Consider the following 17,308-nt stretch of genomic DNA (forward strand, 5'->3'; position numbering starts at 1 on the left):
TGCAGATAATCATTCGCATATTGCTGCTGTTTGTCATATTGATGAGCGCGGGCGCCCAGGCGCAGGCGATCAAAGAGAGCTATGCCTTTGCGGTGCTGGGAGAACCTAAATACGCGTTCAATTTTGATCATTTCGATTACGCCAACCCCGCGGCCCCCAAAGGCGGTCAGATCACGCTTTCCGCCCTCGGCACATTCGACAATTTCAACCGCTATGCCCTGCGCGGTAATCCCGCAGCCCGGACTGAACAACTCTACGACACCCTGTTTACCACCTCTGATGACGAGCCCGGCAGCTATTATCCGCTGATCGCCGAGAGCGCACGCTATGCGGAGGATTATTCGTGGGTTGAAATCACGATCAACCCTCGCGCCCGTTTTCATGATGGCTCGCCCGTCATGGCAAAGGATGTCGCCTTCACCTTCAACAAATTTATGACCGAAGGTGTGCCGCAGTTTCGTCTGGTCTACAAAGGCACAACGGTCAAAGCCATTGCGCCGCTGACCGTACGTATGGAACTCGCGAAGCCGGGTAAAGAGGACATGCTCAGCCTGTTCTCGTTGCCCGTGATGCCACAAGCGTACTGGAAAGATCACAAACTCAGCGACCCGCTGTCCAGACCTCCGCTGGGCGGTGGGCCTTACCGCATCAGTCAGTGGAAGATGGGCCAGTATATTGTCTATTCACGCGTGAAGGATTACTGGGCCGCCAATCTGCCGGTCAATCGTGGCCGCTGGAATTTCGATGTCATTCGCTACGACTATTACCTCGACGACAACGTGGCTTTTGAGGCCTTTAAGGCTGGCGCGTTCGATTTGCGTCTGGAAAGCGACGCCAAAAACTGGGCGACACGTTATGTCGGTAAAAACTTTGATAATCAGTACATCATCAAAGATGAGCAGAAAAATGAATCGGCGCAGGATACGCGCTGGCTGGCGTTCAACACTCAGCGCCCCGTTTTCAGCGACCGACGCGTCCGTGAAGCCATTACGCTGGCGTTCGATTTTGAGTGGATGAATAAAGCGCTGTTCTACAACGCCTGGAGCCGGGCAAACAGCTATTTCCAGAACACCGAGTATGCCGCCAGAAACTACCCTGACGCGGCGGAACTGGTACTGCTGGCGCCGATGAAAAAGGATCTGCCGCCTGAGGTCTTCAGCCAGATTTACCAGCCTCCCGAATCTAAAGGAGACGGTTACGATCGGGAAAACCTGTTAAAAGCCGATAACTTACTGAAAGACGCGGGTTGGGAACTGAAAGGCCAGCAGCGCATTAACACGGCCACCGGTAAACCGTTGAGCTTTGAACTGCTCATTTCCGCCGCCAGTAACAGCCAGTGGGTTCTGCCCTTCCAGCACAATCTCCAGCGGCTGGGTATTACGATGAATATTCGCCAGGTAGATAACTCGCAACTCACCAATCGCTTGCGCAACCGGGACTACGACATGATGCCGACCCTGTGGCGCGCGATGCCGTGGCCCAGTTCCGATCTGCAAATCTCCTGGGCGTCTGAATACATCGACTCAAGCTATAATGCCCCCGGTGTGAAAAGTCCGGTGGTTGACAAACTGATCGATCAAATCATCGCGGCGCAAGGTGATAAAAACAAACTGCTGCCGCTTGGGCGCGTGCTGGACAGAGTACTTACCTGGAATTACTACATGCTGCCGATGTGGTACATGGCTGAAGACCGACTGGCCTGGTGGGATAAATTCTCCCGTCCGGCCATTCGTCCGATTTATACCATCGGCCTGGATAACTGGTGGTATGACGTAAACCGGGCGGCGAAGTTGCCAGCCGCCAGACGACAGGGAGAATAAATGGGCGCGTACCTGATTCGCCGTTTGTTGCTGGTTATCCCGACGCTCTGGGCGATCATCACCATCAACTTTTTCATCGTGCAAATTGCCCCTGGCGGCCCGGTCGACCAAGCGATTGCCGCCATTGAGTTTGGTCAGACGAGCGCACTGCCCGGTGCCGGAAGCGAAGGCATCCGCGCCAGCCACGCCCGGACCGGGGTGGGTAATATCAGCGACAGCAACTATCGCGGAGGACGCGGCCTTGACCCTGAAGTGATTGCCGAAATCACCCAACGCTACGGTTTTGATAAGCCACTGCACGAGCGCTATTTCACCATGCTGTGGAATTACATTCGCTTCGATTTCGGCGACAGCCTGTTTCGTAGCGCCTCGGTGCTGGCGCTCATCAAAGAGAGTCTGCCGGTGTCTATTACCCTGGGGCTGTGGAGTACGCTCATCATCTATCTGGTGTCGATTCCGTTAGGGATCCGCAAGGCCGTGCATAACGGCAGCCGATTCGACGTCTGGAGCAGCGCGTTTATTATCATTGGCTACGCTATCCCGGCGTTTCTGTTCGCAATACTGTTGATTGTCTTTTTTGCCGGCGGCAGCTATTACGATCTCTTCCCGCTGCGTGGCCTGGTTTCGGCGAATTTTGACTCCCTGCCCTGGTATCAGAAGATAACCGACTATCTGTGGCACATCACCTTACCTGTCCTGGCGACAGTGATTGGCGGGTTTGCCGCGTTGACCATGCTGACCAAAAACTCCTTTCTCGATGAGGTCCGTAAGCAGTACGTCGTCACCGCCCGTGCCAAAGGGGTGAGTGAAGGGAATATCCTGTGGAAGCACGTTTTTCGCAACGCCATGCTGCTGGTGATCGCCGGTTTTCCCGCCACCTTCATCAGTATGTTTTTCACCGGTTCACTGCTGATTGAAGTGATGTTCTCACTCAATGGTCTGGGGCTGTTGGGCTATGAGGCGACGGTTTCACGAGACTACCCGGTGATGTTTGGCACGCTGTACATCTTCACCCTGATTGGCCTGCTGCTGAATATTCTCAGTGATATCAGCTATACGCTGGTCGATCCGCGTATTGATTTTGAGGGACGTTAATGGCCCATTTAAGCCCCGTCAATCAGGCCCGTTGGGCACGTTTTCGCCATAATCGTCGTGGTTTCTGGTCGCTGTGGATTTTTCTTGTCCTGTTTGGTCTGAGCCTGTGTTCTGAGCTGATTGCTAACGACAAACCGTTACTGGTGCGCTACGACGGAAGCTGGTATTTCCCGCTGGTCAAAAACTACAGTGAGAGCGATTTTGGCGGCCCTCTGGCAACGAGGGCGGATTACCAGGACCCGTGGTTAAAGCAACAACTGGAAAAGCGCGGTTGGGTTCTCTGGGCACCGGTGCGTTTTGGGGCGAACAGCATCAACTTTGCAACCGACACCCCCTTTCCCTCGCCCCCTTCTGCGCAAAACTGGCTGGGTACCGATGCCAACGGCGGCGACGTGCTGGCGCGAGTGCTTTACGGCACGCGTATTTCCATTCTTTTCGGCCTGATGCTTACCCTGTGTTCAAGCGTCATGGGCGTGCTGGCCGGGGCGTTGCAGGGCTATTACGGGGGTAAAGTGGATCTATGGGGCCAGCGGTTCATTGAAGTCTGGTCGGGTATGCCGACGCTGTTCCTGATCATTTTGCTCTCCAGCGTCGTGCAACCCAACTTCTGGTGGCTGCTGGCGATTACGGTGCTGTTTGGCTGGATGAGTCTGGTGGGCGTGGTGCGCGCAGAGTTCTTACGCACGCGTAATTTTGACTATATCCGGGCCGCCCAGGCGCTCGGCGTTAGCGACCGCAGTATCATCTTTCGCCACATGCTACCCAACGCAATGGTTGCCACCCTGACCTTCTTACCGTTCATTTTATGCAGTTCCATTACGACCCTGACGTCGCTGGACTTCCTCGGCTTTGGTTTGCCGCTAGGCTCTCCTTCGCTGGGCGAGTTGCTCCTGCAAGGTAAAAATAACCTGCAAGCGCCGTGGCTGGGCATCACCGCCTTCCTGTCCGTAGCCATTTTACTCTCGCTGCTGATCTTTATCGGCGAGGCCGTCCGTGACGCATTCGATCCCAACAAGGCGGTGTAATATGACGCAACCTTTGCTCGCCATTGACAATCTGACGCTGGGATTTCGCAAGCAGGAGACGGTCCGCACGGTGGTTAACGCGATTTCGTTGCGCGTGGAGGCTGGCGAAACGCTGGCGCTGGTGGGAGAATCCGGCTCCGGCAAGAGCGTTACCGCGCTGTCGATTCTGCGCCTGTTGCCTACCCCGCCCGCAGTGTATCTCGGCGGCGATATCCGTTTTCACGGTGAGTCCTTACTGCACGCCAGTGAGCAGACCCTGCACGGCGTACGCGGCAACAAGATTGCCATGATTTTCCAGGAGCCGATGGTGTCGCTAAACCCGCTCCACAATCTCGAAAAACAGCTCTATGAAGTGCTTTCCCTGCACCGGGGAATGCGCCGGGAAGCGGCACGCGCGGAGATATTAAGCTGTCTCGACCGGGTCGGCATTCGTCAGGCGGCAACACGACTGGGTGATTACCCGCACCAACTTTCCGGCGGCGAACGTCAGCGGGTGATGATTGCAATGGCGCTATTAACGCGACCCGAATTGCTCATCGCTGATGAGCCAACCACCGCGCTGGATGTCTCGGTACAGGCGCAGATCCTGCAACTGCTGCGCGAACTCCAGCGCGAGCTGAATATGGGGATGTTGTTCATCACCCATAACCTCAGTATTGTCAGGAAGCTCGCCGACAGCGTGGCGGTGATGCAAAACGGGCAATGCGTTGAGCAAAACCGTGCCGCTCCCCTTCTCCATGCGCCCACCCATCCCTACACGCAGAAGTTGCTCAACAGCGAACCGGCAGGCGATCCGGTACCATTGCCGCAGGGGCTGTCCCCCCTTCTCAGTGTTGAGGATTTACGCGTCGCGTTCCCCATTCGCAAGGGCATCCTTAAGCGCGTGGTGGCGAACAATGAGGTGGTGAAAGGCATCAGTTTCAGTCTGCAACCGGGTGAAACGCTGGGGCTGGTGGGGGAATCAGGTTCGGGAAAAAGCACTACCGGGCTGGCGCTCCTGCGGCTTATTACCTCTCAGGGCAGCATAGTATTTGACGGTCAGCAGTTACAACATCTTAAGCGCCGACAGCTGTTGCCCGTTCGTCATCGTATCCAGGTGGTCTTCCAGGATCCCAACTCCTCGCTGAATCCGCGACTGAGCGTACTGCAAATCATTGAAGAAGGACTGCGCGTTCACCAGCCAGCGCTCTCAGCCGAACAGCGTGAGCAGCAGGTCGTGGCTGTGATGGCGGAAGTGGGACTGGATGCCGACACGCGTCATCGCTATCCGGCGGAGTTTTCCGGCGGTCAGCGCCAGCGTATCGCAATTGCCAGAGCGCTGATCCTGAAACCGTCATTGATTATTCTTGATGAACCCACGTCGTCTCTCGATCGGACCGTGCAGGCGCAAATTCTCGCGCTGTTGAAATCGTTGCAGCAGAAGCATCGTCTGGCCTATATCTTCATAAGCCACGATCTGCACGTGGTACGCGCGTTATGCCATCAGGTGATTGTGCTAAGACAGGGAGAGGTAATCGAGCAGGGGCAATGCCAGCACGTCTTTAGCGCACCGCAGCAGGCGTATACGCGTCAGCTTCTCACGCTAAGCTGACGCTCAAAACGGATTGTTGTTAGAAAACGGTTCGGCAATGGCCACGCCAAAGTTCTTCAGACGACAGGTCGCGGCAAACTCGTCCTGGCGATTCACAAACAGGCACGGTTCACCTTCACACTCCAGTACTGAACATGGCACTTCAATATCGCTGAGCGCCTGGCTGAGTTTATGCATCACCGGCCAGGCGCTATCGCCATCCGGACTCAGCAGTTTAAGCGCCACCAGACTGTTTTCTACGCTTTGGCCATTTTGCGGAATCGGTTCAACTTTCGAACCTGCGAAACCCGCTGACCAACGATAGTTCTGTGGTAAGCGATGAACGATTGAGAGCTGTAATGTTGTCACTTTCTTTCCCCGGAAGCACAATAACTTCACAATTTATTTACATCTATATTAACACATCATTGACAATCCGTCCTTAAACGGTTGCATAACGTGACGATCCTTATCCCGCGTGGCCAGTATGGTCGGTATGGCCTTTATTAAAATAGATGTTTCCAGTCGGGATGGGAGCGCGGGCTATATGTACCCGTTTCTGCGATCTAACTCAACCTTTTTAACTACAATGATGTGACTTTTTACATAAATTGATTTTACATAAAATAAACATATATCGGGGAAATGATGGAATTGTCGTTGACATACATCAACAAAGGAAGCCGAACGGCTTCCATGTTGTGTATTTGATCACCGTTTTTTCGGGCGGCTCGCATAGAGATAGAACAAAATTGAACAACTTGCACAGAAAGCAATGGACCAAATCATCGGCCAGGCCGAGTTAAACGTCGCCAGAGAGAGCAATGCGCCGACGAGCGCGCCAATGCCAAAGCGGAAGGTACCCGCCAGCGACGAGGCCGTTCCCGCCATATGTGGGAACTCATCGAGGATCACCGCCATCGCATTGGAGGAGATCATCGACACGCAGCCGACAAAGACCGCCACACCCAGCACCAGCGCCCAGAAACCGACGCCAAACAGCGCGCTGAGCACCATCCACACCGCCATCGCCAGTTGGATCCACAATCCGGTACGGAACATGTTCAGCGCACCGATCCGCCGCACAAAGCGACTGTTAAAAATCGTCATAATGAACAAGAAGACGATGTTCAGGGCGAAGTAATAACCAAAATCCTGCGGTGATACATGGTTGATTTCGATATACACGAAAGGCCCGGCGCTAAGGAATGAGAACATCCCGGCAAAGCTAAAGCCACTGGCCAGCATATAGCTCAGCACCCGCTTATGGCGAAACAACGAGGCGAAGTTACCTATCGTCGTGCGAATATGGAACGGCTGGCGCTTTTCAACCGGCAGCGTCTCTTTAATGAGCGTCGCGATCATGACAGAGGCCAGCACCGCTGCGATCGCCAGGATCCAGAAGATGTAGTGCCAGCTCAGCCATACCAGCACCCAGCCGCCGATAATCGGCGCCATCAGCGGCGCAATCGTGGTCACCAGCATGACGAATGACATCATGCGGGAGAACTCTTCTTTCGGATACATATCGCGCATCAGCGCATTGATCACCACGCTGGCAGCGGCTGCCGCCAGGCCGTGAAAGAATCGCATGACAATCAGTTGATCGATGGTTTGCGCCAGCGCGCAGGCCACAGCAGCCGCGGCGAACACCAGCGTGCCGCCGAGGATCACCGGTTTTCGCCCGAGGCTATCCGCCATTGGACCATACAGCAACTGCCCGACGGCGAAGCCCAGGATATAGGTGCTGAGCGTCATCTGCGCACTGCCCGCCGGCACGCCAAACTGCTCGGAGATCACCGGTAGCGCCGGAAGATACATATCGATCGACAGCGGCATCAGCATAGCCAGCAGACCGAGGATAAAAACAATGGCAAAAGACGAGTGCTGCCGGGTGGTCACAAAAAACTCCTGAATTTGTCAGAGGCAGGTTAAAAACCTAGCCTGTCTGGCTTAGACAACGCTGGCAATTTCCGCGTCAGTCAATGGACGATACTCACCCGGTTCAAGGTCAGCATCGAGGATAATGGCGCCGATCCGCTCGCGGTGCAGCCCGACGACGTGGTTGCCCACGGCGGCAAACATCCGTTTCACCTGATGATAGCGCCCTTCGCTAATGGTCAGACGCACCTGCGTGGGAGTAATAACCTCAAGCACAGCCGGCTTCGTGAGATCTTTCTCATTATGGAGTTGCACGCCCTTCGCAAACTGCTCTGCGGTATCACCGGTTACCGGCGACTCCAGCGTGACCAGATAGGTTTTCTCGCAGTGATGGCGTGGCGAAGTGATACGATGCGACCACTGCCCATCGTCGGTCATCAGCACCAGACCGGTGGTGTCGATATCCAGGCGACCCGCAGCGTGTAATTTATGCGCGACCGGCTCATCCAGGAAGTAAAGGATCGTCGGATGATCCGGGTCATCGGTTGAGCACACGTAACCCTGGGGTTTATTAAGCATAAAGTAACGTGGGCCATTTTGCTGAACCAGCGTGTTGCCATCATATTCTACGTCGTGTTCTGGCAACAGTTTGAACGCGGTATTTCGGATGATTTCACCATCCACGGTAACACGGCTACCGCGGATCTCACGCCCGGCAATAGCGCGGCTGACGCCGAGTTGCTGAGCGATAAATTTATCAAGTCGCATGAGTGTGATTTTGCCTGTAACAATACGGGAATCGGGCGCGCTGCCCGAAAAGTGGAGCCGTTATCTGCCCAGTATAGCGGGCTAACAACATCCCTCAAGGGAAAACGATTCGTGGCATACTATACCCGAGTTCGTTACGTATTGTGAGACCATGATTTTTACACTTCGCCCCTATCAGCAAGAAGCAGTGGATGCCACGCTCAACCATTTCCGCCGCCATCAAACGCCAGCGGTGATTGTCCTCCCCACCGGTGCCGGTAAAAGCCTGGTGATTGCCGAACTGGCGCGCGTCGCCAGAGGGCGTGTGCTGGTGCTGGCACATGTGAAAGAGCTGGTGGCGCAAAACCATGCCAAATACTGCGCGCTGGGACTGGAAGCCGATATTTTTGCGGCCGGACTCAAACGCAAAGAGAGCCACGGCAAAGTGGTGTTCGGCAGCGTTCAGTCCGTGGCCCGTAACCTGGACGCCTTCCAGAGCGAATTTTCGCTGCTAATTGTTGATGAGTGCCATCGCATCGGCGATGACGAAGAGAGCCAGTATCAGCAGATCCTTACTCATCTGAGCAATGCTAATCCCCATATTCGCCTGCTGGGGCTGACCGCCACCCCTTTTCGTCTGGGTAAAGGCTGGATCTATCATTTCCACTACCACGGTATGGTGCGCGGCGACGACCAGGCGCTGTTTCGCGACTGCATTTATGAACTGCCGCTGCGTTATATGATTAAGCACGGCTATCTCACACCGCCGGAACGACTTGATATGCCGGTGGTACAGTACGATTTCAGCCGCCTGCAGGCGCAGAGCAATGGTCTGTTTAGCGACGTCGATCTGAACCGGGAGCTGAAAAAGCAGCAGCGCATCACGCCGCACATCATCAGCCAGATTGTTGAATTTGCCCAGACCCGCAAAGGGGTGATGATATTTGCCGCCACCGTCGAACACGCCAGAGAGATAGCCGGATTGCTGCCCAAAGAGGATTCTGCGCTGATTACAGGCGACACCCCCGGCCCTGAACGCGACGCACTGATCGATGCGTTCAAAGCCCAGGGTTTTCGCTATCTGGTCAATGTCTCCGTCTTAACCACCGGCTTTGATGCCCCGCACGTCGATCTTATCGCCATCCTGCGCCCCACCGAGTCGGTCAGTCTGTACCAACAAATTGTGGGTCGCGGTCTGCGCCTCGCGCCGGGAAAGACGGACTGTTTGATTCTCGATTACGCCGGTAATCCACACGACCTCTATTCCCCGGAAGTGGGCAGCCCGAAAGGCAAAAGTGACAACGTGCCGGTACAGGTCTTTTGTCCGGCCTGCGGCTTCGCCAACACCTTCTGGGGCAAAACCACCGCTGACGGTACCCTGATAGAACATTTCGGACGCCGCTGTCAGGGCTGGTTTGAAGATGATGAGGGACACCGTGAGCAGTGCGATTTTCGCTTTCGCTTTAAAAATTGCCCACAGTGTAATGCCGAAAACGACATTGCCGCCCGTCGCTGCCGGGAATGCGATACGATCCTCGTCGATCCGGACGACATGCTGAAAGCGGCGCTGAAGCTGAAAGACGCGCTGGTGCTCCGCTGTAGCGGCATGACGTTGCAGCACGGTCATGACGAGAAAGGCGAATGGTTGAAAATCACCTACTACGACGAAGACGGCGCGGATGTCAGCGAACGTTTTCGCTTACAAACTCCAGCCCAGCGTACAGCGTTTGAACAACTGTTTATCCGCCCGCATACCCGCACGCCAGGCGTGCCGCTACGCTGGATCACGGCGGCGGATATCCTCGCGCAGCAGACGTTGTTACGTCATCCCGACTTTGTGGTGGCGCGAATGAAAGGTCAATACTGGCAAGTACGGGAAAAAGTGTTCGATTACGAGGGACGTTTCCGTCGGGCACATGAATTACGCGGTTAATCGTACTTTTGATTGATGTAATGGGCGTTTAAGTATAGAATCTCGCCCGCTTTTGCATACGCAAAGCAGATCACTTACCTGTTGCTGGGTCGCCTGTAACAGGAATTATTAAAGAGAGATTTAAATGTTTACTATCAACGCTGAAGTACGTAAAGAGCAGGGTAAGGGTGCGAGCCGCCGCCTGCGTGCCGCTAACAAGTTCCCGGCAATCATCTACGGTGGCAAAGAAGCCCCGATTGCTATCGAACTGGACCACGATTCCATCATGAACATGCAAGCTAAAGAAGGTTTTTATAGCGACGTTCTGACTATCGTTGTTGACGGTAAAGAAGTTAAAGTTAAAGCTCAGGCTGTACAGCGTCACGCGTTCAAGCCGAAGCTGACTCACATCGACTTCGTTCGCGCGTAATCGCCAACAAGTTGAAGAAAAACCCCGCTCCGGCGGGGTTTTTTTATGGCGCTTAGTTACCGCCTGAAGTACGACGCTGAAGCTGATCGCGCAGGTTCGGCGGCGTGCCTTTAATGGTCAACGTATCGGTGGCCGGATCCCAGAAGATGCGTTCGCCCAACAGCATCGCGTCAAAGTTAATGGTTAACCCACCACCGCTACCGGCATATTTAGTCAGTTGACGCAGCGTGCTGCGATCGGCCGGGAAGCTCTCTTCCAGTTCATAGCCTTTCTCTGCCGTAAACTCGCTAAAGCTCACTTCACTGACGCCAGAAAGCTCTTTTGACAGCGACTCCAGTTCAATCTCTTCACCGGCCTGGAGCTGCTCGTTGCAGTAGCTGTACACCTGCTGACGCACGTTCTGACGCTCAGCCTTATCCAGTTGCGCTTCGGCGGTGAAGTCATCGACCGCCTGCAGCAGTCCACGGTTTTGCGCTTTGGCATTGAGACCTTCGCTGGCCCCGAGAAAATCCATAAAGAAGTCCGCCACTTTGCGCCCTACCCGTCCTTTCAGGAAGGTCAGGTAGCGGGTGGATTCCGGATTGGTTTCCCACTCGGTCAGATCGATACGCGCGACAATATCGGCATGGTTGATATCCAGATAGTGCGTTGGGTTGATATCCAGATTCTCATTAACGCGCATGCTGCTTAAGTTGTTCAGCACCGCCACCAGTAAATACTCTACCGCCAGATAGCGATAATGACAGAACAGCACAATGCCGCCGTCAGCGAACGGGTATTTGGCGAGCTCGTCACGCAAGCGTCCGGTTGCCGCGCGGCTAAAGGCGAGAAAATCTTCCTCCCCCTGACGCTGCAAGCGCAGTGCCTGCGCCAGTTCGCTCTCTTCGCTGAACAGGCCATACGCTTTGTTTTTCGCGCTATAGACCCGATGCAACTCAGCCATCATATCGACAACGGTGTTTGTCGGTTCCAGTAATGAATCGCGCAGGACCAGCTCAAGGTTTTGCTCTTCACGCTTGATAAGCTGGTGCAGGGCAATCTGGTTGATATCCAGACTCATGATAAACTCTCCTTAAAGACCGGGCGGTATTCAACCACCACCGGCGAGGCGACGCAACAGAAGATGCAGCGCCATTTTGCCTGTCGCACGGTAACGCGAATTATTGAGGATAAAAAAGCGGAAAAAAAACTGTTGCTACGGTAATATGTTGCCCTTTCATGAATAAACTGATTTCGATTTATGCCACAAATCTCCCGCTATAGTGACGAACACGTTGAACAACTGCTCACCGAGATGCTCAACGTACTGGAAAAACATAAGGCACCGACTGACCTTTCCCTGATGGTGCTGGGAAACATGGTCACCAACCTTATAAATACCAGCATTGCCCCGGCTCAGCGCCAGGCGATTGCGAACTCTTTTGCCCGCGCGTTACAGTCCTCGGTAAACGACGACAAAGCGCACTAAAAGCCGACTTCGGGGAAACGAACGACAAGTTATGGTAACTCACCGTCAGCGCTACCGTGAAAAAGTCTCCCAGATGGTTAGCTGGGGGCACTGGTTTGCACTGTTCAACATTCTGCTGGCCATTGTGCTCGGCAGCCGTTACCTGTTTGTCGCCGACTGGCCGACAACGCTGGCGGGTCGTGTTTACTCGTATCTGAGTATCGTCGGTCATTTCAGCTTTCTGGTGTTTGCCACTTATCTGCTGATTCTGTTCCCGCTGACGTTCATTGTGATGTCCCAGAGGCTGATGCGTTTCCTGTCAGCCATTCTGGCGACGGCCGGAATGACGCTTCTGCTGATCGACAGCGAAGTGTTTACCCGTTTCCACCTGCATCTTAATCCCATCGTCTGGGAACTGGTGATTAACCCCGACCAGAATGAAATGGCGCGCGACTGGCAGCTGATGTTTATCAGCGTGCCGGTTATCCTGCTGATTGAAATGCTGTTTGCGACCTGGAGTTGGCAAAAACTGCGCAGCCTGACGCGTCGTCGCCACTTCGCCAAGCCGCTGGCCGCCTTCTTCTTTGTGTCATTTATTACCTCGCATGTGGTCTATATCTGGGCGGATGCCAATTTCTATCGCCCGATCACCATGCAGCGCGCCAATCTGCCGCTCTCCTATCCGATGACCGCGCGCCGGTTTCTGGAAAAACATGGCCTGCTGGATGCGCAGGAGTATCAGCGCCGTCTGGTTGAGCAGGGAAATCCTGAAGCCGTGTCCGTACAGTATCCGCTGAGCGAGTTACGTTATCGCGATATGGGCACAGGGCAAAACGTCCTGCTGATCACCGTCGATGGCCTGAACTATTCTCGCTATGAAAAGCAGATGCCTGCCCTCGCCGGATTTGCCGAACAGAACATCGCCTTTACGCGCCACATGAGTTCCGGCAACACCACCGATAACGGCATTTTTGGCCTGTTCTACGGCGTGTCACCGAGCTACATGGACGGTATTCTGTCCACCCGTACGCCTGCTGCCCTGATTTCGGCGTTGAATCAACAAGGATATCAGCTGGGGCTGTTCTCCTCTGACGGCTTTACCAGCCCGCTGTACCGCCAGGCATTGCTGTCTGACTTCTCAATGCCCAGCGTACAAACGCAGTCCGACGAGCAGACCGCCAGCCAGTGGATCAACTGGCTGGGCCGTTACGCACAGGAAGATAACCGCTGGTTCTCGTGGGTTTCGTTTAACGGCACCAACGTTGACGACAGCAACCAGGCGACTTTCATCCGCCGTTACGCCCGCGCGGCAGGGGATGTGGATAAACAGATCAACCGCGTGCTCGGCGCGCTGCGTGAATCCGGCAAACTGGATAACACCGTTGTGATTATCACTGCCGGTCGCGGCGTCGCGCTGAACGATGAAGAAAGAAACTTCGCCTGGTCACGCGGTCACCTGCAGGTTCCGCTTATCATTCACTGGCCGGGAACCCCCGCGCAGCGGATCAACAGCCTGACCGATCATACTGATGTCATGACCACGCTAATGCAGCGTCTGCTCCACGTCAGCACGCCTGCCAATGAGTATTCGCAGGGACAGGATCTGTTTAACGCCAATCGTCGCCACTACTGGGTGACGGCGGCCGATCTCAGTACGCTGGCGATCACTACGCCTGAAATGACGCTGGTGCTGAACAACAACGGCAAGTACCAGACTTACGATTTACGCGGCGAGAAGATTAAAGATCAGAAGCCACAGTTGAGTCTGCTGTTGCAGGTGTTGACGGACGAGAAGCGTTTTATCGCTAACTGATTTATTATTAATCAGTTAGCCGGATGTCCCCTTGCATTCGGTGCGGAAAGCGGTAGTATTACCTCCCACAAGTCGGCACGTAGCGCAGCCTGGTAGCGCACCGTCATGGGGTGTCGGGGGTCGGAGGTTCAAATCCTCTCGTGCCGACCAAAATTCCCCTTAAGAACCAGCCTTTTACGGCTGGTTTTTTATGCCTGAAATTTGTACGGGGAATAACTCCGACATAAGCTAACCTGTAACCACCTGAAATTCCGTCGCTATCCTATACCTTCAGTCAGACTGACTGGAGGTTTCCTCTGTGTGAACGATTTACACAAGTACAGACCCGCAAAGAATACCTGACCTGTCTGACCGACGAAGCCGGTCCTTTATCTGGCAATCCCTTCTTAGATCAAAAATATCAATATTTCAGCATGTCAATAACCACTAAAAGCTAATGGTTTATCATTCGATTTAACCTTACAATAACTGAACTTTTTCATGTCTTAAGTTTAAGCTGGAGAAAAAATGGAGCTCAGCCGGAGGCAGTTCTTTCGAATCTGCGCGGGTGGTATGGCAGGAACAACTGTTGCATCTCTCGGATTCTTATCATCTTTTTCCGTTCACGCGGAAACACGTCAGTACAAACTCTTAAAAGCCAAAGAAACGCGTAATAACTGTACTTATTGCTCAGTAGGCTGCGGCATGCTGATGTACAGTCTTGGCGATACCGCTAAAAACGTCAAAGAGAGCATCTACCACATTGAAGGTGACCCTGATCATCCGGTCAGTCGCGGCTCTTTGTGTCCGAAAGGTGCTGGCGTGTTGGATTATATTCACAGTGAAACACGCCTACAGTATCCCGAATATCGCGCCCCAGGTTCTGATAAATGGGAACGTATCAGTTGGGATGATGCCATTAACCGCATCGCGCGGTTAATGAAGGACGATCGCGATGCTAATTTCATCGAGAAAAACGCGCAGGGTGTGACCGTCAATCGCTGGACGACCACCGGCATGCTGTGCTCTTCCGCAGCCAGCAATGAAACCGGTATCCTCGACGGCAAATTTACCCGTAGCCTGGGGATGGTTGCCATCGACTGCCAGGCTCGTCTGTGCCATGGTCCAACCGTTTCTGCGCTGGCACCAACGTTTGGTCGTGGCGCAATGACCAACAACTGGGTGGATATTAAAAACGCCAACATCGTGCTGATTATGGGCGGCAATGCCGCAGAGGCTCACCCGGTTGGTTTTAAATGGGTGGTTGAAGCACAGACCAAAAATGACGCCACCGTTGTGGTGGTCGACCCACGTTTTAACCGAAGCGCCGCTGTTGCCGATCTCTATGCGCCGATCCGTGCGGGTTCAGACACCGCGTTCCTGCTGGGAGTCATTCGGTATCTGCTGAAACACGAGCGCGTACAGCACGAATACGTTCTCCATTACACCAACGCTGCGCTACTGATCCGCGAAGACTATCAGTTCAATGACGGATTATTCAGCGGCTATGACCCTAAAAAACGGCAATATGATAAATCGAGTTGGTTCTATCAGCTTGATGAACAGGGAAATGCCCTGCGTGATGAAACCCTGAGTCATCCTCGCTGTGTCTGGAATTTACTCAAAACTCACGTCGATCGTTACACCCCGGAAATGGTGAATCGCCTGTGCGGGACATCGCTGGAGGACTTCAACCGCATTTGCGACATTCTCGCCAGCACCTGCGTACCCGACCGCACCGCGACTATCCTGTATGCGCTGGGCTGGACACACCACTCCGCCGGGGCGCAGATCATTCGTGCAGCCGGAATGCTGCAACTGCTGTTGGGCAATATCGGTATGGCTGGCGGTGGCGTCAACGCCCTGCGTGGCCACTCAAATATTCAGGGCTATACTGACCTTGGTCTGCTGTCGACCAACCTCCCCGGATATATGCCGCTACCCTCCGAAAAACAACCAGACTATCAGACCTATATCTCGCAAATTACCCCACCAGCATTGGGCGTAAATGAAGTGAACTATTGGCAGAATACGCCGAAGTTCTTTGTCAGCATGATGAAAAGCTTCTGGGGCGATCATGCCACTGCGGAAAATAACTGGGGCTATGACTGGCTGCCTAAATGGGATCGTCTTTATGACGTAATGACGCAAGCCGAGCTGATGCTGGAAGGCAAAATAAACGGCTACATCGTCCAGGGATTCAATCCACTGGCTGCATTTCCCGATAAAAACAAATCGTCCCGCGCGCTTTCGAAGCTGAAGTATATGGTGGTTATCGATCCCCTGGTTACCGAATCCTCTAACTTCTGGCAGCACCATGGCGAAATGAACGAGGTTAAACCGGAAGAGATTCAGACAGAAGTGTTCCGCCTGCCGTCATCCTGTTTTGCAGAGGAGAACGGTTCAATTGCCAACTCTGGACGGTGGTTACAGTGGCACTGGGCAGCGGCGGAGCCGCCGGGTGAAGCGTTGCATGATGGCAAAATTCTCGGCCGTCTGTTTATGCGTCTGCGCGAATTATACCAACAGGAAGGCGGTGCGAATCCCGAACCGCTTATGAACATCAACTGGAACTATAAAGATCCGTATGACCCGCATCCGGAAGAAATTGCCCGCGAAGCCAACGGAATAGCGCTGGCAGACCTCTACGATGACAAAGGACAATTGATCGCGAAGAAAGGTCAGCAATTGAGCAGCTTTGCTCAGCTTCGTAATGACGGGTCGACCAGCAGCTTCTGTTGGGTCTACTGCGGAAGCTGGACCGAGCAAGGTAACCAAATGGCCAATCGCGATAACAGCGATCCGTATGGCCTGGGCTGTACGCCTGGTTGGGCATGGTCCTGGCCGGCAAATCGCCGAATTCTCTACAACCGCGCCTCTGCCGACCCTGCCGGAAAGCCATGGGATGCCAGACGTCCTCTTCTGCATTGGGACGGTAAAAAATGGACCGGAATGGATGTGGCAGACTACGGCCAGGCCGCTCCGGGCAGTAACGTCGGGCCCTTCATCATGAATCCGGAAGGTGTCGCACGTCTGTTCTCTCTCGACAAAATGAACGACGGGCCATTCCCCGAACATTACGAACCCATTGAATCACCTATTGGCACCAACCCGCTTCATCCGGATGTTGTGTCCAGCCCGGTTGCGCGCATCTACCCTGGCGATATCGCTAATATGGGCAAAGCCGACATTTTCCCGTACGTCGCGACCACGTATTCAATTACCGAATTATTCCGCCACTGGACGAAACACGCTCTTCTGAACGCCATCGCCCAACCCGACCAGTTCGTCGAAATTGGCGAAGCGCTGGCTAGCAAAAAGGGGATTACGGCAGGCGACACGGTGAAGGTCATGTCCAAACGTGGTTTTATCAAAGCGAAAGCCGTTGTAACCAAACGCCTGCAAACGCTGACAATTGACGGCAGGCAGGTGGACACAATTGGGATCCCATGCCACTGGGGATTTGAAGGGGCAACACGCAAAGGGTTCCTCGCTAACACGCTGACGCCATCCGTCGGCGACGCCAACTCACAAACACCAGAATACAAAGCATTCCTGGTTAACATCGAGCGAGCGTAGGAGAGGAACT

Annotated in this window: 13 protein-coding genes, 1 tRNA gene and 1 pseudogene; 11 read left to right on the plus strand and 4 right to left on the minus strand. The window is 54.1% G+C overall.

Annotated elements, in window-relative coordinates:
• Positions 1 to 5: 5 nt before the first annotated feature.
• Genes QQZ17_RS22860 through yejF form a run of 4 tightly spaced genes read left to right on the plus strand, consistent with a single transcriptional unit; the run spans position 6 to position 5,531 of the window.
• The gene (locus QQZ17_RS22860) at positions 6 to 1,820 is read left to right on the plus strand and encodes an extracellular solute-binding protein (protein WP_152406289.1); all 1,815 of its coding nucleotides are present in this window, start codon (positions 6 to 8) and stop codon (positions 1,818 to 1,820) included.
• Positions 1,821 to 2,915, plus strand: coding sequence for a microcin C ABC transporter permease YejB (locus QQZ17_RS22865; protein WP_152403523.1), 1,095 nt, complete (start codon positions 1,821 to 1,823; stop codon positions 2,913 to 2,915). It abuts the gene before it with no gap.
• A complete protein-coding gene (locus tag QQZ17_RS22870; protein ID WP_152403521.1) occupies positions 2,915 to 3,940 on the plus strand; it encodes an ABC transporter permease in 1,026 nt (341 codons plus the stop codon). The genes QQZ17_RS22865 and QQZ17_RS22870 overlap by 1 nt, the downstream gene beginning before the upstream one ends.
• Position 3,941: 1 nt before the next feature.
• On the plus strand, positions 3,942 to 5,531 hold the full coding sequence (gene yejF / locus QQZ17_RS22875; RefSeq protein ID WP_152403519.1) for a microcin C ABC transporter ATP-binding protein YejF: 1,590 nt from the start codon (positions 3,942 to 3,944) through the stop codon (positions 5,529 to 5,531).
• A 3-nt stretch (positions 5,532 to 5,534) separates the two neighbouring features.
• Here yejF and QQZ17_RS22880 read toward each other — a convergent pair whose 3' ends face one another.
• The 3 genes from QQZ17_RS22880 to rsuA all read right to left on the minus strand — a co-directional run bounded on the left by QQZ17_RS22880 (position 5,535) and on the right by rsuA (position 8,159).
• Positions 5,535 to 5,879 carry a YejG family protein gene (locus tag QQZ17_RS22880; RefSeq protein WP_043000099.1) on the minus strand — a complete coding sequence of 115 codons (345 nt, stop codon included), beginning with the start codon at positions 5,877 to 5,879 and terminating at the stop codon, positions 5,535 to 5,537.
• A 342-nt stretch (positions 5,880 to 6,221) separates the two neighbouring features.
• On the minus strand, positions 6,222 to 7,412 hold the full coding sequence (locus QQZ17_RS22885; protein ID WP_152403517.1) for a Bcr/CflA family multidrug efflux MFS transporter: 1,191 nt from the start codon (positions 7,410 to 7,412) through the stop codon (positions 6,222 to 6,224).
• A gap of 51 nt (positions 7,413 to 7,463) precedes the next feature.
• The gene (rsuA, locus tag QQZ17_RS22890) at positions 7,464 to 8,159 is read right to left on the minus strand and encodes a 16S rRNA pseudouridine(516) synthase RsuA (protein WP_152403515.1); all 696 of its coding nucleotides are present in this window, start codon (positions 8,157 to 8,159) and stop codon (positions 7,464 to 7,466) included.
• Between the two features lie 151 nt (positions 8,160 to 8,310).
• Here rsuA and QQZ17_RS22895 point away from each other — a divergent pair, with 151 nt between their 5' ends.
• Both QQZ17_RS22895 and rplY read left to right on the plus strand, forming a co-directional pair.
• A complete protein-coding gene (locus tag QQZ17_RS22895; protein ID WP_152403513.1) occupies positions 8,311 to 10,071 on the plus strand; it encodes a DEAD/DEAH box helicase in 1,761 nt (586 codons plus the stop codon).
• Between the two features lie 124 nt (positions 10,072 to 10,195).
• Positions 10,196 to 10,480 carry a 50S ribosomal protein L25 gene (rplY, locus tag QQZ17_RS22900; protein WP_043000095.1) on the plus strand — a complete coding sequence of 95 codons (285 nt, stop codon included), beginning with the start codon at positions 10,196 to 10,198 and terminating at the stop codon, positions 10,478 to 10,480.
• 52 nt (positions 10,481 to 10,532) lie between these two features.
• On the opposite strand, the gene yejK is transcribed toward rplY, so the two are convergent.
• Positions 10,533 to 11,540 (minus strand): nucleoid-associated protein YejK, encoded by a 1,008-nt coding sequence (gene yejK / locus QQZ17_RS22905; protein WP_152403511.1) that lies wholly within the window; start codon positions 11,538 to 11,540, stop codon positions 10,533 to 10,535.
• 180 nt (positions 11,541 to 11,720) lie between these two features.
• Between yejK and QQZ17_RS22910 the strand changes: the two genes are divergently transcribed.
• From QQZ17_RS22910 to fdnG, 5 genes and pseudogenes are all read left to right on the plus strand, one after another.
• Entirely contained in the window at positions 11,721 to 11,948 is a 228-nt protein-coding gene (locus tag QQZ17_RS22910; RefSeq protein WP_042317936.1) for a YejL family protein, read from the plus strand.
• Between the two features lie 31 nt (positions 11,949 to 11,979).
• A complete protein-coding gene (gene yejM, locus QQZ17_RS22915) occupies positions 11,980 to 13,740 on the plus strand; it encodes an LPS biosynthesis-modulating metalloenzyme YejM (protein ID WP_152403509.1) in 1,761 nt (586 codons plus the stop codon).
• 73 nt (positions 13,741 to 13,813) lie between these two features.
• Positions 13,814 to 13,890, plus strand: a tRNA-Pro gene (locus QQZ17_RS22920).
• Positions 13,846 to 13,952, plus strand: a pseudogene (locus QQZ17_RS26510) (hypothetical protein); the annotation flags it as partial. The gene QQZ17_RS22920 and the pseudogene QQZ17_RS26510, both read left to right, overlap by 45 nt.
• A 295-nt stretch (positions 13,953 to 14,247) precedes the next feature.
• Complete coding sequence (gene fdnG / locus QQZ17_RS22925) at positions 14,248 to 17,298, plus strand: formate dehydrogenase-N subunit alpha (RefSeq protein ID WP_152403508.1); 3,051 nt, start codon at positions 14,248 to 14,250, stop codon at positions 17,296 to 17,298.
• Positions 17,299 to 17,308: the final 10 nt, after the last annotated feature.

Source organism: Citrobacter sp. T1.2D-1 (assembly GCF_950098555.1).
Taxonomy (GTDB): domain Bacteria; phylum Pseudomonadota; class Gammaproteobacteria; order Enterobacterales; family Enterobacteriaceae; genus Citrobacter_A; species Citrobacter_A telavivensis.